Below are 18,481 nucleotides of genomic sequence, written 5' to 3' on the forward strand. Positions count from 1 at the left end.
GTGGTCATGAGTGCAACACCCGGCGACCCAGGCAGAGTTGACCTCCGCCGCCGCAGGATCACCCCGCGCCGCCTCGGCGCCGCCGCCGTGGTCTACGGCGTGTTCGTCGCGGGTTGGTACCTGGGGCAGCCCGTGACCCCCGAGTGCCGCCCCGACCGGGCCGCTCTCGACCGGGCCGCCGAACGCTATGGGCACGTACCGGTCTCCACGCCCACCCCCGTGGCCGGACCGGCCGGGGAACCGTCGGCGATCGCGCGGCACAGCCCGATCGAGTCCGCCGACACCCTCCACATCCTCACGGCCACCGCCTACGCCGTCCCCTGCGGCAATGACACGGGCGAACTTCCCCGGCTCGCGGCCTGGTTCGACGGCGCCTGGAGGTAGCCGGGATGCCCGCCTGGATCACCCTGCGCCGCCTCGGGGTCGTCACCACGCTGTACGCCGTGTTCCTGGCCGGGTGGTGGCTGGGACAGCCCGTGCGCTCCGACGGCTGCCAGGAGGACCGGCACGCGGCCGGGGGCGACGGCCGCCCCGTACCGGTGGAACCGGCCGACCCCGGCCGCTACCTCGACCACCTCGGCCTCGGCCTCGGGTTCCCGGACTTCGGCCTCCTCGACTGGGCCGACGACATGGACGGCCGCCGCGACGGCGAGTACGGTCCCGGCGACCACGGCTACGAGCTGCGGTACGGGGACGGAACGTACGCCACGTCCGGCCCGAACCACGGCTTCTGCTCCTATACGAAGCGCGCCCGCCTGCTCGCCTGGGTCAACGGCGACTGGGGCTGACCCGGCCGCACTGGCGAAGTGCCTCGGCCATCCACGGCTGGAAGGGCAGGTGCCCGGGGACCACCTGCCAGTCGTTGACGGTCCACACCAGACGCCAGTACCGCTCGACGAGCGGATCGTGCCCCGCTTCGAACCGCGACGCCATCCACTCCCGCAACCCGGGGCCGTCGGGACGGCCGAGCACGGCGGCGAAGCGCTCCGCGACGGCCTCGACCACCGCGTCGGCACCGGAACCGTCCGGCGCGATGCCCGCCGCCCTCGCGTCGGCGACAGCCCCCCTGACTAACGGGACGAGTTCGGCCGCCTGCTCGGGGGCCACGCCCGGCAGCGCGTCCTCGTCGGCGGGCGGGAACGCCGCGTCCGCCATGCGCGCGCGGAAGTCGTCGTCGGCGATGAGTTCGGCCAGTTCCACCCACGCGGCGAGCCGGGTGTCGGAGGGCTCGTCGGGGAGGTCGGGCAGGGCCGTGCGCAGGACGGCGGCAGCGCTGCGGGCCTGTGGCGTGTCTGCGCCGAGGCCGGCGATGAAGTCGGCCACCATGCGCCGTCGTTCGTCGGCGGTGAGGCGGGTGAGCCGGTGCATGAGAACGGTCTCCTCGGGACTCGGGCCGCGCCGGGCGAGGAGCCGCAGCATGCTGTGGCGCAGTCGCAGGGCGCGGATCTGGAAGGCGGTGGCGTCGGCGTGCGCGGCGGCGACCTCGGCGACGGAGAGGCCGCCGTCCAGGACGCTGCGGACCGTGGCCAGGTCGACGCCCAGCTCCCGCAGGACGCCGATGAGGTGCAGCCGGTCGAGGGCCGCGTCGTCGTAGCGGCGGTATCCGGCCGGGGTGCGGTCCGTGGGCGGCAGCAGTCCGGTGTCCGAGTAGAACCGGATCGTCCGTACGGGCACCGCGGTACGGGCCGACAGTTCACCGATCGAGTGCGGGGGCGTCGCGCCGTTCATGGAGCCCACTCTCCGGTCTCCAGTCACTGGAGAGTCAAGCCGTACGGGAGTCCCGAGGTTCCTACGCCGCCCGGTCGTCGCCGAGCCAGGCCAGTGCGGCCACCGTCAGCGCGCTCACGCCCGTGTCCAGGGTGGGCTGGACGACGGGGGCGAAGGCGGCGCTGTGGTTGACCGGGATGTCCTGGGCGACGGTCCCCTCGCGGGCGGCCTCGGCGTAGCGGTCCGGGTCGATGCCGCCGATCGCCCAGTACGTGAACGGCACCCCGAAGGCCCCGGGGATCTCGCTCATGTCCTCGCTGGCGGTCTGCAGCTCGACGGTGTGCGCGTCGTCGCCGAAGTACGCGCCGAACGCCTCCGCGACGCGCCGGGTGGGCTCCTCGTCGTTGACGGTGGGCGGGAAGGACGAGAGCCGCTCGAACTCCGGTTCCTCGGGGGAGCGGGACGCCTCGCACTCGGCGCGGACGATGCGCTTGACCGCGTCCAGGACCCGGGTGCGGGTGGCGTCGTCGTACGTGCGGACGTTGAGCTCCAGGACGGCCCGGTCGGGGATGACGTTGGGTCCGCTGCCGGCGTGGATGCTGCCCACGGTCACCACGGCGGGCGTGGTGGCGGCCAGCTCGCGGGAGACCACGGTCTGCAGCCGTACGACGATCGATGCGGCGATCACCACGGGGTCGACCGACGCCTGGGGCGCCGAACCGTGCGCGCCCCGGCCGTGCACGGTGACCCGGAGGCTGTCGGCGGCGGACAGGAAGGAGCCCGCCCGGGTGCCGACGTAACCGGCCGGGTACGGCAGGACGTGCTGGGCGAGGACGACGTCGGGGCGGGGCGACCGGTCGGTCAGACCGTCCTCGATCATGGCGTCGGCGCCGTCCCCGTTCTCCTCCGAGGGCTGGAACAGCGCGACGAAGGTGCCGCGCCAGGCGTCCCGGTGCTCGGCCAGCAGGCGCGCGCATCCGGTCAGGCAGGTCACGTGCACGTCGTGGCCGCAGGCGTGCATCACCGGCTGCTCCCGGCCCTCCCCGTCGGTCGCCGTCGCGGTGGAGGCGTACGGCAGGCCGGTCCGCTCGCGCACCGGGAGGGCGTCCATGTCGGCGCGGGCCATGACGACCGGGCCGTCCCCGTTGGCGAGGACCCCGACCACGCCGGTGCCGCCGACGCCCTCGGTGACGTCGTAGCCGCTCTGCCGCAGGGCGTCCGCCGCCTTCTTCGCCGTACGGTGCTCCCGCAGGCCGAGTTCGGGGTGCCGGTGCAGGTCACGGTAGAGGTCCTCGAGGTCGGAGCGGACGGAGTCGAGGCCGGCCAGGACGGTCCGGGCGGTGTCACTCATCTGGGGTGCTCCATTCCATCGAGGCTACTGACGGCGCCGTGTCCCGCCACCGGACGCACGCGTCTCGGGTGGTTCCGGGGCGTTGAGGCCGAAGTGCAGCCCGAGCATGCGGATCAGGAAGCAGACCGCCGTCGCTCCGAGCGCCGCCGGGAGGCCGTACAGCCCCGTCTCGGTGGTCGCGACCGTCACCGCCGCGCCGACCAGGGCGGGGATGGCGTACAGGCCGGTGCGCAGCACCGTCGGGACCTGGCCGACCAGGGTGTCGCGGATCGTCCCTCCGCCCACCGCCGTGATCACGCCCAGCAGCATCGCCGGTACGACGGCCAGCCCGGCGTCCAGCGCCTTGCTCGCGCCGATTACCGCGAAGGTGCTCAGTCCGACCGCGTCGAGCACGGTGATCGCGGGTTCGAGCCGTCGCAGGTGCCGGCTGATGGCGAAGGCGAGCAGGCCACCGGCGGCGGCGAGCGTGTAGTAGCGCCAGTCCAGGAACGTGGCGGGCGGCAGCGAGTCGATGAGCACGTCCCGGATGACCCCGCCGCCCAACGCGGTGATCATCCCGAGCACCACCACCCCGACCACGTCCAGCCGCGCGGCCCGCACCGCGGTCAGCGCCCCGTTCAGCCCGAAGGCGAACGTGCCGGTCAGGTCCAGGGCGAGCAGCGCCGCGGGTTGGGTGCTCATGCCGGGGTGGGTACCCCGGCGCGGGGGCGTCAGCCGGTGGGTTCGTCCTCGGCGGCGGGCGGCTGCTCCACGACGAACGACCCCTTGCCGCGCACGGTGACGATGAGCCCCCGGTCGCGGAGCTCCTGTGCGGACCGGCGCGCGGTGAGTCGCGCTACGCCGTATTCGTCGGCGAGATGGTTCTCCGACGGGATCGGCCGGTCCGGGGCCAGTTCTCCCGACTCGATCTTCTTCGCGATGACGTCGGCGAGCTGAACGTAGAGCGGTCGCGCGCTCATCGGGTCCAGCGGGGTCGAGTGCTCTGTATCGCTCACATGTCCAACGTATGCATCCTCCGACCTACACGTACGAGTGGATTCCTCTGCACTTGTATGCAGAGGGCTATATCGCTTACTTAGGTTCAGTCACAACAACACCCCGGCGAGGTGGACAGACCTCCCGGGGCACGGCCAACGCTGACAAGGAGCGTCGACATGTACGACCTTATCCACCGCGTCGCCCATTGGCTGGGGCTTCTCCTCGGTCCCGGCACCGGAACCCACCGCGCGGGTGACCCGCCTCCCCGGCCCCGGAACTTCCCCGGCACCGCCTCCGCATGCCTCCCCGCCCACCACTCGCCCTACTGCCGCCACCTCCCTCTCGACGGCGCCGAGAGCCGTCTCGCCCGCCCCTACGTCACCGCCCACGAACAGGAGCAGGACCGTCGGCGGCACCGTCGCCTCGCCCTCGTGCTCGCCGCCGACTACGGCATCGACCTCGATCAGCACATCGTCGGTGCGCGGAAGGCGGTCGCGTGATGGAGGCGTTCACCGCGCTGCGGCTGCTGCCCTGGTTGTCGGCGGAAGGCAAGCCGTGCTTCCTCGCCCCGGGCGACAGCGGCGGGTTCGTGTCCCGGCTCGCCGACGAGACGGAGGCCCGGCAGCTCGCCGACGGGCTGGACGTACTCGGCGGCGCCCGCCGGGTGCTGGACGATCCGCTGTCGCCGAACGCCGAGGTCCGCTACACCGCGATCCGGCTGACCGAGTGCCTCGCCGACGTGCTGCGGGTCGCGGAGTCCCGGGGGCGGCGCCTGCCCGCGGCCGGGCACGGTGCGTCGTAGCGGGAGCACCGGCGCCTAGGGTTGCCCCGCCGGAACCCGCCGCCCGCCCGCCTCCCCCGGAGCACACCGCATGCCCCTCCCGTACGTCCTGCTCTCCGCCGCCGTCTCCCTCGACGGCTACCTGGACGACACCGGTTCCGACCGGCTGCTGCTGTCCAGCCCCGCCGACTTCGACCGGGTCGACGAGGTGCGGGCCTCCGTGGACGCGATCCTGGTCGGGGCCGGGACGATCCGGGCCGACAATCCGCGGCTGCTGGTGAACTCGGCCGAGCGGCGGGCGGCGCGGGTCGCGGCCGGGGAGGCGGAGTACCCGCTCAAGGTCACCGTCAGCGGCAGCGGCGAGCTGGATCCGGCGGCGCGGTTCTGGCACACGGGTGGGGAGAAGGTGCTGCTGACCACGGACGACGGTGCCCGGCGGGCCCGCGGGCTGGGGATCGCTGCCGATGTGGTGTCCCTGGGGGCGGCGCTCGACTGGCAGACCGCGCTGGAGTACCTCCACGACCGGCGGGGCGTGCGGCGGCTGATGGTGGAAGGGGGCGGGACCGTCCACAGCCAGCTGCTTCAGCGGGAGCTCGCCGACGAGCTGCACCTCGTCCTCGCGCCCGTCCTCGTCGGGGACCCGGCCGCGCCCCGGCTGTTCGGGCCCGGTGCCTACCAGGGCGGGCGGCTGCGGTTGATCGAGACGCGGCGGATCGAGGACGTGGTGCTGATGCGGTACCTGCCGACCGCACCCGGCGCCGGCGAGCGAGTCGCCGCCGCCGACCGGCACTGGCTGGGGCTCGCCTGTGAGCTGGCCGAGCTGTGTCCGCCGTCGGACACCGCGTTCAGCGTGGGGGCGGTCGTGGTCGCCGCCGACGGGAGCGAGCTGGCGCGCGGGTTCTCGCGGGAGGGCGGTGATCCCGTCGTGCACGCCGAGGAGGCCGCGCTCGCGAAGGTCGACCCGGAAGACCCCCGGCTCGCCCGCGCCACCGTGTACAGCAGTCTCGAGCCCTGCGCCCGCCGCGCCTCCCGGCCCGCGCCCTGCGCCCGGCTGATCCTCGACGCCGGGGTGCGCCGCGTCGTCACGGCCTGGCGGGAGCCGGACACCTTCGTGGCGGGGGCGGACGGGAGCGGGGTGCTCGCCGCGCACGGTGCCGTCGTCGTCGTACCGGCCGGGTACGAGGAGCGGGCCAAGGCGCCGAACCGCCATCTGGAGGGGTAGGGCCACCGTCGGGGAGATACCGATGTGCATTCCACCCCGGGGATGACGTACAGTGGTGAACACAACGGCGCGGGGTGGAGCAGCTCGGTAGCTCGCTGGGCTCATAACCCAGAGGTCGCAGGTTCAAATCCTGTCCCCGCTACTGAAGGCCGAGGGCCGGAATCCGAAAGGGTTCCGGCCCTCGGTGCGTTTCCGGTGCGTTTCCGCTGCGTTCCTCCCGGACGTGCCCGTCATCCGGTCGGCCCCTCACCGCTCGCCACCCGCCCCCGTCCCCGGAAACCTGGAGTCCAGGACGGCAAGCGGCGCGCGGACGTGCGGGGTGGCGGGAGACGAGTGGTGCGGCCTGGTGACGTGGACGACGAGGGAGTGGCCGCCAGGGCCGGCGGCCGGCTCCCCGGTGATCCCGTGCCCGACCCGGGCCTCGGAGGCGAGGAGCCGCCCTCCGGCCCGCCGCCGCGCCGCCGGACCGGCTACGGACGCGCCTTCGTGCACGCGCTCCCCGTGCTGCTGATCGCCGTCGCCATCCTGTACGACATCTTCACGCCGAGGTACTTCACCGCCGGCCCCCTCTACACGGCCGCGCCCCTGGTCGCCGCCCCGCTCTACTCGCGGCGCGGCACCGCGCTCACCGGCGTTGCCGTGGTCGTGTCGGTCATCGGGCTGCAGATCGGCAAGGGCGTCATCCACTACGTCGACTCCCTCACCGAGCTGATCACCATCGCGACGGTCGCCGTGCTCGCCGTCCTCGTGAACGGCATGGTCCGGCGCAGCAGCGAGCGTCTCGTCTCCGTCCGCGAGATCGCCGAGGCCGCCCAGCGCGCCGTGCTGCCCGAACCCGCCGAGCGCATCGGGGGTTTCGAGATCGCCGTCTGCTACGAGGCCGCGCAGGCCGACGCCTTCATCGGCGGTGACCTGTACGCCGTGCAGGACAGCGCCCGCGGCGTCCGGCTCATCGTCGGCGACGTGCGCGGCAAGGGCATGGGCGCGGTCGCCGCCGTCGCCGTGGTGATCGGCGCCTTCCGGGAGGCCGCCGAGCAGGAGGCGACGCTGGAGGCGGTGGCGCAGCGCCTGGAGCGGGCGCTGGCGCGCGAGGGCACCCGGCGCGACGGGCTGGACGCCTTCGAGGGCTTCACCACCGCTCTCCTCGCCGAACTCCCGCACGGCGACGGGACCGTACGCATCGTCAACCGCGGCCATCCGCCACCCCTGCTGCTGTATTCCGACGGGACCCTGGACACGCTGCCCGCCCGCGAGTCGGCGCTGCCGCTCGGCATGGGAGACCTGGGCGTGTGGCCCGACCGGGCGGAGGAGGCCGACTTCCCCGGTGGGGCCACACTGCTGCTCTACACCGACGGGCTGACCGAAGCCCGGGACGCCAGGGGCGAGTTCTACGATCCGCAGACGCGGCTGGCCGGCCATGTCTTCCGGCATCCGGTGACGCTGCTCGACACCCTCGCCGAGGACGTGCGCCGGCACTCCGGGGGCGGCATGGCGGACGACATGGCGCTGCTCGCCGTACGGCGGCCCCGGCGCGGTGACCATGATCATTGTCACGAGACGTGACGGCCCGACCCCCCTCCGCATAACAACTGATACACCGTCAGAAGAAAGTGGCGTGAAGGGGAATACTGAGGGCGGGTCAACTCGTCCGGTTTTCACCGGTCGTGAGGGGTGCGTCCCGGCCGTTTTCGTTAATGATCAAGCGGAACGGCTTGGATTCCGGGCCTCGCGTCTATTAACGTTCGATAACGCAGCGCGGTCGTCCCAGCCGTCACAGAAGGCGGCTCCGTGCGCACGCGCCGAATCCCGCAAGGGAACCGGGGAACCACCACATTGGGGTGAATCGGGCGTCTGGCACCGTGGAAACACGGTCGGCAGACACCCGTAGGAGACCTTCCTGCTCCGAACCCGTCAGCTAACCCGGTAGGCGAAAGGAAGGAAAGGAGTACGCCCACGTGGCGTCCAACCGGCCTGCCCCCGAGGCCCCGTACGTGCCCACCGGGCACGGCACCGACACCTTCGGCTACGACGCCCCCCGCGCCGAAGAGGGCCCCTGGGAGGAGTGGAACCCCACCGCGGAGTCCATCCGTCCCGTGCGCGGCCGGCACCGCGTCGCCAAGCAGCGCGGCGGACTCGCCCGCAGCTCCACCGTCCTCGGCGTAGGCGTCATAGCCGCCGTCGGCGCGGGCGGCATGGCCAGCGCGCAGACCGGCAAGCCGCCGGTGTCCATCTCCATGCCGGACCTGCCGAACGTGGGCTCGCTCATGCCCGGCGGCGACGAGGAGCCGGAGCCCGAGGGTTCCGCCACCCCGCTCAGCGGCATCACCCAGGCCGTCGCCGCGGACACCGCGCAGGGCGCGGACTCCACCGGTGCCGGCGCCGGTGAGTCGCTGCGGGCCCGGATCATGGCGCAGGCCGAGCAGCAGCAGGCCCAGGTCGAGACCAAGGCCGCCGCCGAGGCGCAGGCCGCGGCCGAGAAGAAGGCCCAGGAAGCCGCCGCCAAGGCCGCGAAGGAGGCCGAGGCCAAGGCCGCCGCCGCCAAGAAGAAGGCGGAGGAGGAGGCCGCGAAGAAGGCCGAGGCCGAGCGGCTCGCGAAGCTGGCCAAGCAGTTCACGCTGCCGACCTCCTCGTACACGATCTCCTCGACCTTCAACCAGGCCGGCTCCCTGTGGGCCTCCGGCCACCACACCGGCCTCGACTTCGCCGCCCCCACGGGCACCCTGCTCAAGGCGGTGCACAGCGGCACGATCACGTCGGCCGGCTGGGACGGTTCGTACGGCTACAAGACCGTGCTCACCCTCGACGACGGCACCGAACTCTGGTACGCGCACCAGTCGTCCATCAACGTCAGCGTCGGCCAGAAGGTCACCACCGGGGACGTCATCGGCCGCGTCGGCGCCACCGGCAACGTCACCGGCGCCCACCTGCACCTCGAGGTCCACACCGGCGACGGCTCGGGCATCGACCCGATGGCCTGGCTCCAGAGCAAGGGCCTCACCCCCTGAGGCACCTCGCCCCTTGACCCGCCCCGCCGAGCCCCGGCGGTCCTGACGGCAACCCCCCGACGTCAGGGCTGCCGGTTTGCGGCGTTTTTGCGCGGGTGCCGGAATGCTCTGCTCCGCCGCGGTCGTTGATCCTCTACATGACTTCTCTGCGCAAGCTCGGCTCCTCCGACCTCGAGGTCTTCCCCCTCGCCCTCGGCGGCAACGTCTTCGGCTGGACCGCCGACCAGGACACGTCCTTCGCCGTCCTCGACGCCTACACGGCGGCGGGCGGCAACTTCGTCGACACCGCCGATTCCTACTCCGCCTGGGTCGACGGCAACAGCGGCGGCGAGTCCGAGACCGTCCTCGGCAAGTGGCTCGCGGCCCGCGGCAACCGTGACGACGTCGTCCTCGCCACCAAGGTCAGCCAGCACCCCGAGTACCCCGGCCTGTCCGCCGCGAACATCAGGGCCGCCGCCGACGCCTCGCTGCGCCGCCTGGGCACCGACCACATCGACCTCTACTACACCCACTTCGACAAGCCCGAGGTGCCGGTCGAGGAGATCATCGGCGCCCTCGACGAGCTGGTGAGGGCCGGCAAGGTGCGGCACATCGCCGCCTCCAACATCTCCGCCGAGCGGCTCGCGGCGTCCCTGGAGTTCTCCGACCGCGAGGGCCTGGCCCGGTACGTCGCCCTCCAGCCGCACTACAACCTGGTCTCCCGCGACACCTACGAGGGCGGACTCGGCGACCTCGCCGAGCGGACCGGTCTCGCCGCCGTCCCGTACTACGCCCTCGCGGCCGGCTTCCTCACCGGCAAGTACCGCCCCGGCACGGCCGTGGACAGCCCGCGGGCCGGCGGTGCCGCCAAGCACCTGGAGAGCGAGCGCGGGCGCCGGGTGCTCGCCGCCCTGGACGAGATCGCCGAGGCCCACGACGCTCCCGTCGCCACGGTCGCCCTCGCCTGGCTGGCCGGCCGGCCGACGGTGGCGGCCCCGATCGCCTCCGCGCGCACGGTGGAGCAACTGCCGGCACTGCTGGGCGTGGCCGAGCTGAACCTGACGGAGGACGAGGCCGAGCGGCTCACACGGGCGTCCGCCTGAGGGGCGGCCGGACGACGCGGGCCTACGGCCGGTAGGGGCCGGGCGGCGTGTACGGCGCGTGCTGCGGAGAGGGCGGCGCGTACTGCGGGTACGGGGCGTGCGGCGCCTGCGGGTGGTGCGGCGGGTGCGGGCCGTACGGCCGGTACGGGGGGTGCGCCGTCGCGTACCCGTACGCACCCTGCGCCCCGTAGCCGTACCCGTACGCCCACGGGGGCACCGGCCGCGGCGCGGGCGCCGGGGGTGCGGTGGCCCGGGCGGCGTGGTCCAGCGCCGGACGGGCCACGCCTCGCAGGCTCCACAGGGCGTCGAGGAGTTGGCGCTCCCGTACGGTGAAGTCGGCGCCCGCCCTGCCCCGGCGCCCGCGCTGCCGCAGGAACGCCACCGAGGTCGCACACGCCTCGTACCGTGCCACCGCCCGAGCACCCTCCTTCCCGGCGTGCTTGCGGGCGTACTGCCGGGCGACGCGGCGGGCCCGCATCGAGCCGAGCGCGAAGGGCTCCGTGGGCGTCAGCCAGCCGGCGGCCACGTAGGCGGGCAGCTCGGCCCGGACGGTGCCCAGTTCACGCTGCCGGGTCCAGATCACCAGCCAGGTCAGCAGGCCGAACGACGGCACCATGAACGCCGCGTACACGCCGAAGAAGCCGTACTCGCCGAACGCGGCCGAGCCGTTCCACAGGGCGTGCATGCCCATCGCGAGCAGCAGCCCGGCCAGCGGGAGCAGGGCCCGGCGCAGACGGTGCCGGCCCGCGGAGAGCGCGGCGATGCCGAAGCCGATGCCGGTGAGGACCGTGAACAGCGGGTGCGCGAAGGGCGACATCACGACGCGGACGAAGAAGGTCGCCGCGGTGACCGAGGCGATGCCGCTGTCGCCGGTCAGCTGGTCGGTGCCGAAGGCGGTGCCCAGGTAGAGGATGTTCTCGGTGAAGGCGAAGCCGGTGGCGGTGACCCCGGCGACGACCACGCCGTCGACGATGCCGGTGAAGTCCCGTCTGCGGAAGAGGAAGACCAGCAGGACGGCGGCGGCCTTGGCGGACTCCTCGACGACCGGGGCTATGACCGTGGCGCCCCAGGTGTCCGCGCCGGCCGGGTCGGCGGTCGCGGTCGCTATCCACCGGGTGGCGAAGCTGTTGGCGACGATCGCTATCAGCGCCGCCGCGCAGGCGCCCCACGCGAAGCAGAACAGCAGGTTCCGCCAGGGTCCGGGATCGACCCGGTCCAGCCAGCGGAACGCCGCCACGAGCAGCGGTACGGGCAGGACGGCGAGACCGAGCCCCACCAGGAAGCCCTGTGTGCCGGTCTGTTCGCGCACCAGGGCGAGGATCACCAGGCCGGAGAGCGCGAGCAGGGTGATCAGCGCGCCGTAACGGACCCAGGTGCGCTGCCACCAGTGCGTATGCCGGTGCACACGGGTCGGGTACGGGGGACAGGTGGCCACGGCATGGACCCTAACCGGTGGGAGGCAGCTCCTTGTGCTGTACGCGACGAAACAGCAGGTCGTTCACCACATGTCCCTTGTCCAGTCCCTGGCCCTCGAAACGGGTCAGCGGCCGGTGTTCGGGGCGCGGCGCGAACCCGCCGCCGGGCACGGTGTTCTCGAAGTCGGGGTGCGCGGTGAGCACCTCGAGCATCTGCTCGGCGTACGGCTCCCAGTCGGTGGCGCAGTGCACGACGGCCCCCGGTGCGAGCCGGGTCGCGGCCAGCGTCAGGAACTCCGGCTGGATCAGCCGGCGCTTGTGGTGGCGCTTCTTCGGCCACGGGTCGGGGAAATAGACGCGCAGTCCGGCGAGGGAGCCGGGGGCGAGCATCTCGCGCAGCAGGATGACCGCGTCGCCGTTGCCCACCCGGATGTTGGGCAGCTCCTCGCGCTCCGCGCGCGCGAGGAGGTTGCCCTGGCCCGGGGTGTGGACGTCGACGGCGAGGATGTTGGTGTCCGGGTCGGCGGCGGCCATCCGGGCGGTGGCCTCGCCCATGCCGAAGCCGATCTCCAGGACGACGGGGCGGGCGTTGCCGAACAGCTCGGCGAGGTCGACGACGCGCTGTCCGTCGATGTCCAGCCCCCACCGGGACCACAGCCGCTGCAACGCGTCCGCCTGCCCGGCGGTCACCCGGCTGCGTCGCGGCTGGAAACTGCGGATCCGCCGCTCGAAGTGCGACCCGGCGGGATCGGCCTTCGGCCCGTCGGGGAACCGGGGCTCGCCCTTGGCGCGGACGTGCCGCAGGGAAGCGGACGCGGCATCGGAGGTGTGGTGGGAGTCAGACACAATGCGTCGATTTTAGACCGAGCCCGTGGTTGCGACTGCTTGTTGGAGTAGTTAGAGTCTATAACGTAAGCGATTGATTGAAGCGACCGTCGTACTCGTGGGGAGAGACACCGTGATTCACCACCAGATCCGCCTCGCCATGCGCCCCGACGCACCTCAGGACAAGGTCGACGAGGCGCTCGAGATGCTCCGCAGGATGGGGCGCGAGATCGACGCCGTCGCGTACTGGGCGGTCGGGCGGGACGTGGGCGGTGACTTCGACTACGGAGCGATGTTCGCGGTCGAGGACATCGAGGCCTACCGGGCGTACATGCACGCTCCGCTGCACCGGCAGGTGGACGCGATCGGGCTGCCGCTGGTGCGGCACATGGTCTCGCACGACCTGACCGACGACGAGGACCCGGCCACGGGGGACCGCATCCGGCAGATCCACGCCGAGCGCTTCGCGGGCGACCCGGCCCTGGTGGCGCTGATCGAGGGCCTCGGCTCGTACGACGGCAGCAGTGCGCCGGGGCGGGACCGCTCCTAGTCCGCGGCGGCCAGCATCGCCAGCGCCCTGCGGCCCACCTCGCGGCCGATGGGCAGGGAGGCGGTCGCCGCGGGCGACGGCGCGTTCAGGACGTGCACCGCGTGGGCGCCCTCCTTGATCAGGAAGTCGTCCACCAGGGTGCCGTCCGCCAGCACCGCCTGCGCCCGCACCCCGGCCGGCGCGGCGACCAGGTCGTCCTCCGTCACCGCCGGCAGCAGTCTGCGGACCGCTGTCGTGAAGGCGCTCCTGGACAGGGACCGGCGCAGCTCGCCCGCCCCGTACCTCCAGTGCCGCCGGGCCATGTGCCACGACCCCGGCCAGGCCAGGGTGGCGCCCAGCTCGCGGGGGCGCACCACGCCCCATCCGTATCCCTCGCGGGCCAGTGCCGGTACCGCGTTCGGTCCGACGTGCACGCCGCCGTCGATGCCGCGGGTCAGGTGCACCCCGAGGAACGGGAACGCCGGGTCCGGCACCGGATACACCAGTCCCCGCACCAGCTCGGGCCGCGCCAGCTCGTAGTACTCGCCCCGGAAGGGCACGATCCGCATGCCGGGGTCGTCGCCGGTCAGGCGGGCGATCCCGTCGCAGTGCAGCCCGCCGCAGTTGACCACGACCCGGGCGCGGAGCACGTCCCCGGCGCGGGTGCGGACGGCGACGCCGAGGCCGGGTCGCCGGTCGACGCGGTGCACCTCGGCGCCGTAGCGGACCTCCGCTCCCGACGCCTGGGCGAGCCTGCGGGCCACGGCGCCGTAGTCGCAGATGCCGGTGGTGCCGACGTGGATGGCGGCCAGGCCGCGCACCTCGGGCTCGTACTCCTGTATCTGGCCGCCGCCCAGCTCGCGCACCGGTATGCCGTTCTCCCGGCCGCGCTGCACCAGGGCGTGCAGGCGGGGCAGCTCGGCGCGGTCGGTGGCGACGATCAGCTTGCCGGTGACGGCGTGGTCGATGCCGTACTCGGCGCAGAACTTGACCATCTCGGCGGCGCCCCGGACCGCGTACCGCGCCTTCAGCGAGCCCGGACGGTAGTAGACACCGCTGTGGATGACGCCGCTGTTGCGGCCTGTCTGGTGGCGGGCGGGGCCGGGCTCCTTCTCCAGGACCGTGACCCGGGTGCCCGGTGCGGCGCGCGTGATCGCGTACGCCGTGGACAGGCCGACGATGCCGCCGCCGATCACCAGCACATCACAGTCGAACACTCGTTCCATCTCCCGGTTCACCTCCCGGCTTCGATAGTGCACTGCGCCACTGACAATGCCTTCAAACCCGGAAGAGGGCGGTCCGTCAGGCCGGAGTCACCAGCAGCGGGCGGGCGCGCTCGCGCAACTCCACCACGCGCGGCTCGTCGCCGTAGGGTTCAAGGCGGTGCAGGAGGTCCTTCACGTACTCGGTGGTGCGGGCCGAGGAGATGCGGCCGGCCACCTCGACCGCCCGCACGCCCTGCTCGCAGGCCGCGTCCAGGTTGCCCGACTCCAGCTCGGCCACCGCCGAGACGACCAGTCTGAGGCCGTGCGAGCGTACGAACTCCTCCGTCGGTTTCGACAGCGCCTGCTCGGTGAAGCGGCGGACCTGGCGCGGTGCCTTCAGGTCGCGGTAGCACTCGGCCGCGTCGGCGGCGAACCGGTCGTAGGAGTAGAAACCCAGCCACGACGGGTCGCTGTCGCCGGGGCGCGCGCGCTCCAGCCAGCTCTCGGCGGCCTTCAGGGCGGCCCCGGCCGCCACCGCGTCGTTGGCGCGCGCGTGGGCACGGGCCTCGACCAGGCGGAAGAAGCTCATGGTGCGGGCCGTGGCCAGGCCGCGGTTGCGCTCCAGGGCGGCCTGGGCGAGGTCGACGCCCTCGTCGCCGAAGCCGCGGTAGGTGGCCTGGAGCGACATCGAGGCCAGGACGTAGCCGCCGAGCGGCACGTCGGCCGCCGCGCGAGCCAGGCGCAGGGCCTGGATGTAGTACCGCTGGGCGGCCTCCTGCTGGCCGGTGTCGAAGGCCATCCAGCCGGCCAGGCGGGTCAGCTCGGCCGAGGCGCCGAACAGGGCGCGGCCGACCTCGTCGGAGTAGGAGCCGAGCAGGAGCGGTGCCGCCTCGACCCGTAAGCACTCGGGGACCATCGACGAACGCCAGTCGCCGCCGCCGTACTTGGAGTCCCAGCGGCGGGCGTCCTCGGCGGCCTCGCGGAGCTTCTGCACATCACTGTGGCCGACTTTGAGCGGTGCGCCGGAGCCCTCGGCCGGGCTCGCCTCGCGCGCCACCGAGCTGTCGGCCGGGGTTATCAGCCATCGCGAGGCGGGCGTCGCATATGCGCTCACCGCGAACGATCCGGCGAGCGACTGCCAGATGCCGCCGCCGGCCCGGCGGCCGGCGAGGTCGAGACGGTACAGCTCGGTGGCGGACCTGACCGCCTGCCCCACGTCCCTCGGAAAGGCGAGGCCCACCTCGGGGGCGGGGTCCGCGTCCGCCAGGCCGATCTCGTGCAGCGGCACCGGGCGGCCCAGCTTCTGGCCGATGGCGGCGGCGATGAGGTGCGGCGCCGCACCCTGCGGCACCATGCCCTTCGAGACCCAGCGCGCCACCGACGTCTTGTCGTAGCGGAGGGTCAACCCGCGCTGGGCGCCGAGGTCGTTGACGCGCCGGGCGAGACCTGCGTTGCTGATTCCCGCGAGGGCGAGAACGGCGCCGAGTTTCTCGTTCGGCCCGCGTTGCTCCCTGGACATGCGTCACCCCTCGACACAGACGGCTGCCGCGCTGGCATAACCACGCGGCATTCGTAAACCCAGCGTAGTTCGCCGCATCCCATGCGTTAAGAGGCATTCTTCCGGATGGCGGGATTGTGGTCCGTACTCAAGTGCGGTGTATGTACGGTCTGTTGCCGCGTGCTCCCGATGTGTGGCCGTGCGCCCGCCCGTGCGCTCTTCTCCGGCCACGGCGGGAGCGATTCCATGGGCGGTGCGTGGGTCGGCCCGCTGTACTGGATCCAGTGGGCTGGGGGACGCCGCCGCCTACATCCCCGCGGGCGGCGGACCGGCCCGGGGGGCGAGTCCCGCCTCCCGGGCTGCGCGCCGCCGGCGAGTGGCCGGGCGGTGCGCAGAGTTTGTACGGAGCGTGTTCGAATGTGGCCGCGTCGCGTCGATTTGGCTGAAAATCACCGTTGGTGATTTTCGGGTACTGCCGCCCTCACCACGGGAGTTGAGGGCGCGTTGGGTAGCCAAAGGGCGCGTTCAGGGGGCGCATTCGCGTCGTCTTCGCTCCCCCGGGAACGGTGCCCGGGGCGGCGGAGAGGGAGTCGGCGTTCTCGCGTGGGTCTTCGCGAGGGCGCACTCAGGGAGCACACGCGGCTCCGCCGACGCTCTGTGGCGCGCCCTTCATGGCAGCATGGGGAACCAGTTCGTACGGTGCACTGGTTGTCCCCAGCCTGTGGAGGCGTCGATGCGGTGGTTGGTGGGGTGGAGCAGCGCCGCCGTGGGAGCAGGAGCAGCGGGGATCGCCGGCGCGGCCGGCTCCGCGGGCGCCAACGGCTCCGCCGGAGTCACCGGTTACGACGGCGAGACCGTACAGCCCGTGGGGGCCCAGCCGTTGTGGGGCGACCCCGACCCCCTGTGGGCGGTCGGCGACTGGCGCCCCGACGAGGTGCGCGTCGTCACGGCCGACCCCCAGACCCGGATCGCCGTCCTCGGCATCTGCGGCGCGAGCGACGAGCAGCTGCGGGTCGCGCTGTTCGCCGCGCGCGGGGGCGCACTGCGGCATCTGACGGCGTGGCCCGGCAGCTACACGGCTGTCGTCCAGGTGGGCCGGCGGATCACCGTCTGCAGCGACCTCGCGGGCGCCCGGCCGGTCTTCCACACCCCCTGGGCGGGCGGCACCGCCTACGCGACCGCCGCGCTGCCACTGGCCGACCTCGTCGAGGCCAACCTCGACTTCGGCCACCTCGCCGCGCTGCTCGCCACGCCCGACGTGCCGGCCGCGCTGGACGACTCCACCCCGTACGACGGCGTGAAGCGTGTTCCGCCGGGGCACGCACTGATCCTGCGCGCCGGGGCGCGCGAGATCGCCGGGTACGAACCGGTGGCCTCGCTCGCCGTGGCGGCGCCCTCGGCCGACCCCGACCGTGCCGTGGACGGCGTGCGGGACGCCCTGGTCGAAGCGGTGCGCACCCGGCTCGCCGCGCCCCGGCACGTACCCGGGGACGGCATCGACCCCGGCCCCGTCCCGGGCATGGGGCCCGCCGAACGCCGTGCCGCGCGCGGGATGCCGGTGCCCGGGATCGGGGCCGACCTGTCCGGCGGCCCCGCCTCGGGCACGCTGGCGCTGCTGGCGGCCGGGCTGCCGGGGATGCCGGGGACCGTGCTGGGACACGGCACCGGGGCGGGGGAGCGGCTGCTGGCCGTCACCTTCAACGACCTCGCCGTCGGCGGGCAGGAACCCGAGCTGGCCCGGGCGGGCGCGCTGGCGGCCAACCCGCGGCTGCACCACGTGGTGGTCACCGGCGGCGAGGAGATGCTGCCGTACGCCGCCCTCGACGGGCCGCTGACCGACGAACCGGGCTCCTCCCTGGTCGCCGCCGCACGGCACCGGGCCCGGCTGGCCGCGGGCAGCGCGGACCACTTCACCGGGTACGGGGCGCGGCAGGTCCTCGACGCCCATCCGGCGCGCCTGGCCGACCTGCTCATGGACCGCAAGCGGCGCCATCTGGTCCGGCCGGTCGCCGCACTCGCCAAGGCCGACGGGTCGGTACTCGTCCCCGGGCGCGTGTACGCGGCGGCGCGGCGGCTGGCCCGCACGCCGTACCGGAGCGGCCTCGAGGTGCTCGCCGAGCGGTTGCTGCGCAGACGCTTCGACACGCCGGGCGACGGGGCGATGGACGCGTCCCTGGCCGCGCTGACCTGGGCCGGGGCGGGGCCGGCGGCGCGGTGGCTGACCGGAGAGGCGCTGGCTGAAGTATCGGTTCGCCTCCAGACGTCCTCGCAGCGGTCGGGGGTGGGTCCGGGGCAGCGTCCCGGGGACTTCCGGGCGCGGGCGGCGCTGGCGCGGCAGGCGGCGGAGGTGCGGGTGCTCGAGCAGGCCGCCGAGATCCGCTTCCAGCGGCTGCACACGCCGTTCCTCGACAACCAGGTCGTCCGGGCGTGCCGGGCCCTGCCGGAGGCGCTGCGGGTGCGGCCGGGGGCGCGGGCGGCGATCCTGCGGACGGTGCTGGAGGGGGCTGGGGTGAGCGAGCTGCCGCCCGGGTGGGGGGCGCCCACCCAGGCGCTGGCGGCCTCCACCGCGCGGACGGGGCTGCGGGTCTCCGCGGACTCCCTGCTCGGGCTCTTCGACCGGCCGCTGCTCGCCGAGGCGGGGCTCGTGGAGGCGCGGGTCGTGCGCAAGGCGGTGCGGGCGGCGGCCGCGGGTGAGCCGCTGCCGCTGGACGGCCTGGCCGACCTCGTCTCCCTGGAGCTGTGGCTCGGCCGCCTCCTCGCCCGCCGCGGCACCTGCTGGACCGGCACCCCGGCCCGCCAACGCGCGGTACCGGCCGGCATCGCACCGCAGCGGGGCGCGCTGGGCGGCGCGGGGGCGGTCGTGCGGCGGGTCTGAACGCCGGT

At 73.6% G+C, this 18,481-nt stretch carries 18 protein-coding genes, 1 tRNA gene and 1 riboswitch; of the genes, 11 read left to right on the forward strand and 8 right to left on the reverse strand.

Annotated elements, in window-relative coordinates:
* Positions 1-6 precede the first annotated feature (6 nt).
* Positions 7-384: a hypothetical protein gene (locus OHA99_RS19795; RefSeq protein WP_405696993.1), complete on the forward strand. Its 378-nt coding sequence runs from the start codon at positions 7-9 to the stop codon at positions 382-384.
* 5 nt (positions 385-389) lie between these two features.
* Positions 390-788: a hypothetical protein gene (locus tag OHA99_RS19800; protein ID WP_153179081.1), complete on the forward strand. Its 399-nt coding sequence runs from the start codon at positions 390-392 to the stop codon at positions 786-788.
* Here OHA99_RS19800 and OHA99_RS19805 read toward each other — a convergent pair.
* The 4 genes from OHA99_RS19805 to OHA99_RS19820 all read right to left on the reverse strand — a co-directional run bounded on the left by OHA99_RS19805 (position 769) and on the right by OHA99_RS19820 (position 4,017).
* The gene (locus tag OHA99_RS19805) at positions 769-1,728 is read right to left on the reverse strand and encodes a MerR family transcriptional regulator (protein WP_405696995.1); all 960 of its coding nucleotides are present in this window, start codon (positions 1,726-1,728) and stop codon (positions 769-771) included. The two genes, OHA99_RS19800 and OHA99_RS19805, sit on opposite strands and share 20 nt — an antisense overlap.
* A 61-nt stretch (positions 1,729-1,789) precedes the next feature.
* Positions 1,790-3,058 (reverse strand): M20 family metallopeptidase, encoded by a 1,269-nt coding sequence (locus tag OHA99_RS19810; protein WP_381499400.1) that lies wholly within the window; start codon positions 3,056-3,058, stop codon positions 1,790-1,792.
* 24 nt (positions 3,059-3,082) lie between these two features.
* On the reverse strand, positions 3,083-3,739 hold the full coding sequence (locus tag OHA99_RS19815; RefSeq protein ID WP_366472947.1) for a TRIC cation channel family protein: 657 nt from the start codon (positions 3,737-3,739) through the stop codon (positions 3,083-3,085).
* Positions 3,740-3,768: 29 nt separating this feature from the next.
* Positions 3,769-4,017 carry a GntR family transcriptional regulator gene (locus tag OHA99_RS19820; protein ID WP_164386416.1) on the reverse strand — a complete coding sequence of 83 codons (249 nt, stop codon included), beginning with the start codon at positions 4,015-4,017 and terminating at the stop codon, positions 3,769-3,771.
* 195 nt (positions 4,018-4,212) lie between these two features.
* Here OHA99_RS19820 and OHA99_RS19825 point away from each other — a divergent pair, with 195 nt between their 5' ends.
* The 7 genes from OHA99_RS19825 (at position 4,213) to OHA99_RS19855 (ending at position 10,126) form a co-directional block, all read left to right on the forward strand.
* Complete coding sequence (locus tag OHA99_RS19825; protein ID WP_405696998.1) at positions 4,213-4,536, forward strand: hypothetical protein; 324 nt, start codon at positions 4,213-4,215, stop codon at positions 4,534-4,536.
* Complete coding sequence (locus tag OHA99_RS19830; protein ID WP_405697000.1) at positions 4,536-4,838, forward strand: hypothetical protein; 303 nt, start codon at positions 4,536-4,538, stop codon at positions 4,836-4,838. Before OHA99_RS19825 ends, OHA99_RS19830 begins: the two co-directional genes overlap by 1 nt.
* 70 nt (positions 4,839-4,908) lie before the next feature.
* Positions 4,909-6,039, forward strand: a complete 1,131-nt coding sequence (locus OHA99_RS19835; protein ID WP_405697003.1) for a dihydrofolate reductase family protein — start codon at positions 4,909-4,911, stop codon at positions 6,037-6,039.
* A 68-nt stretch (positions 6,040-6,107) separates the two neighbouring features.
* Positions 6,108-6,181, forward strand: a tRNA-Met gene (locus OHA99_RS19840).
* Positions 6,182-6,390: 209 nt separating this feature from the next.
* Positions 6,391-7,602 (forward strand): PP2C family protein-serine/threonine phosphatase, encoded by a 1,212-nt coding sequence (locus OHA99_RS19845; protein ID WP_405697006.1) that lies wholly within the window; start codon positions 6,391-6,393, stop codon positions 7,600-7,602.
* A gap of 224 nt (positions 7,603-7,826) precedes the next feature.
* A riboswitch (cyclic di-AMP (ydaO/yuaA leader) is annotated at positions 7,827-7,983 on the forward strand.
* Positions 7,984-7,994: 11 nt separating this feature from the next.
* Positions 7,995-9,044: a M23 family metallopeptidase gene (locus tag OHA99_RS19850; RefSeq protein ID WP_164384155.1), complete on the forward strand. Its 1,050-nt coding sequence runs from the start codon at positions 7,995-7,997 to the stop codon at positions 9,042-9,044.
* A 137-nt stretch (positions 9,045-9,181) separates the two neighbouring features.
* Positions 9,182-10,126 carry an aldo/keto reductase gene (locus OHA99_RS19855; RefSeq protein WP_153179097.1) on the forward strand — a complete coding sequence of 315 codons (945 nt, stop codon included), beginning with the start codon at positions 9,182-9,184 and terminating at the stop codon, positions 10,124-10,126.
* A 22-nt stretch (positions 10,127-10,148) separates the two neighbouring features.
* On the opposite strand, the gene OHA99_RS19860 is transcribed toward OHA99_RS19855, so the two are convergent.
* Positions 10,149-11,561, reverse strand: coding sequence for a PrsW family intramembrane metalloprotease (locus OHA99_RS19860; RefSeq protein WP_153179098.1), 1,413 nt, complete (start codon positions 11,559-11,561; stop codon positions 10,149-10,151).
* A 10-nt stretch (positions 11,562-11,571) separates the two neighbouring features.
* Complete coding sequence (gene trmB / locus OHA99_RS19865; RefSeq protein ID WP_366472954.1) at positions 11,572-12,387, reverse strand: tRNA (guanosine(46)-N7)-methyltransferase TrmB; 816 nt, start codon at positions 12,385-12,387, stop codon at positions 11,572-11,574.
* A gap of 112 nt (positions 12,388-12,499) precedes the next feature.
* Between trmB and OHA99_RS19870 the strand changes: the two genes are divergently transcribed.
* Entirely contained in the window at positions 12,500-12,916 is a 417-nt protein-coding gene (locus tag OHA99_RS19870; protein ID WP_153179100.1) for a Dabb family protein, read from the forward strand.
* Here the strand turns inward: OHA99_RS19870 and lhgO are convergent.
* Complete coding sequence (gene lhgO, locus OHA99_RS19875; protein ID WP_153179101.1) at positions 12,913-14,121, reverse strand: L-2-hydroxyglutarate oxidase; 1,209 nt, start codon at positions 14,119-14,121, stop codon at positions 12,913-12,915. The genes OHA99_RS19870 and lhgO overlap by 4 nt on opposite strands.
* Before the next feature lie 76 nt (positions 14,122-14,197).
* On the reverse strand, positions 14,198-15,619 hold the full coding sequence (locus OHA99_RS19880) for a hypothetical protein (protein ID WP_007451250.1): 1,422 nt from the start codon (positions 15,617-15,619) through the stop codon (positions 14,198-14,200).
* A gap of 712 nt (positions 15,620-16,331) precedes the next feature.
* Between OHA99_RS19880 and OHA99_RS19885 the strand changes: the two genes are divergently transcribed.
* Complete coding sequence (locus OHA99_RS19885) at positions 16,332-18,473, forward strand: asparagine synthase-related protein (protein ID WP_153179102.1); 2,142 nt, start codon at positions 16,332-16,334, stop codon at positions 18,471-18,473.
* Positions 18,474-18,481 lie beyond the last annotated feature (8 nt).

Origin of the sequence: Streptomyces coelicoflavus (assembly GCF_045041415.1) — a bacterium.
GTDB lineage: Bacteria > Actinomycetota > Actinomycetes > Streptomycetales > Streptomycetaceae > Streptomyces > Streptomyces coelicoflavus.

What these genes read in the sequence shown, in the direction of transcription:
- OHA99_RS19795 (WP_405696993.1), top strand. Translation starts at nt 7, where the DNA reads ATGAGTGCAACACCCGGCGACCCAGGCAGAGTTGACCTCCGCCGCCGC.
- OHA99_RS19800 (WP_153179081.1), top strand. Translation starts at nt 390, where the DNA reads ATGCCCGCCTGGATCACCCTGCGCCGCCTCGGGGTCGTCACCACGCTG.
- OHA99_RS19805 (WP_405696995.1), bottom strand. Translation starts at nt 1,728, where the DNA reads ATGAACGGCGCGACGCCCCCGCACTCGATCGGTGAACTGTCGGCCCGT.
- OHA99_RS19810 (WP_381499400.1), bottom strand. Translation starts at nt 3,058, where the DNA reads ATGAGTGACACCGCCCGGACCGTCCTGGCCGGCCTCGACTCCGTCCGC.
- OHA99_RS19815 (WP_366472947.1), bottom strand. Translation starts at nt 3,739, where the DNA reads ATGAGCACCCAACCCGCGGCGCTGCTCGCCCTGGACCTGACCGGCACG.
- OHA99_RS19820 (WP_164386416.1), bottom strand. Translation starts at nt 4,017, where the DNA reads ATGAGCGCGCGACCGCTCTACGTTCAGCTCGCCGACGTCATCGCGAAG.
- OHA99_RS19825 (WP_405696998.1), top strand. Translation starts at nt 4,213, where the DNA reads ATGTACGACCTTATCCACCGCGTCGCCCATTGGCTGGGGCTTCTCCTC.
- OHA99_RS19830 (WP_405697000.1), top strand. Translation starts at nt 4,536, where the DNA reads ATGGAGGCGTTCACCGCGCTGCGGCTGCTGCCCTGGTTGTCGGCGGAA.
- OHA99_RS19835 (WP_405697003.1), top strand. Translation starts at nt 4,909, where the DNA reads ATGCCCCTCCCGTACGTCCTGCTCTCCGCCGCCGTCTCCCTCGACGGC.
- OHA99_RS19855 (WP_153179097.1), top strand. Translation starts at nt 9,182, where the DNA reads ATGACTTCTCTGCGCAAGCTCGGCTCCTCCGACCTCGAGGTCTTCCCC.
- lhgO (WP_153179101.1), bottom strand. Translation starts at nt 14,121, where the DNA reads ATGGAACGAGTGTTCGACTGTGATGTGCTGGTGATCGGCGGCGGCATC.
- OHA99_RS19880 (WP_007451250.1), bottom strand. Translation starts at nt 15,619, where the DNA reads ATGTCCAGGGAGCAACGCGGGCCGAACGAGAAACTCGGCGCCGTTCTC.
- OHA99_RS19885 (WP_153179102.1), top strand. Translation starts at nt 16,332, where the DNA reads ATGCGGTGGTTGGTGGGGTGGAGCAGCGCCGCCGTGGGAGCAGGAGCA.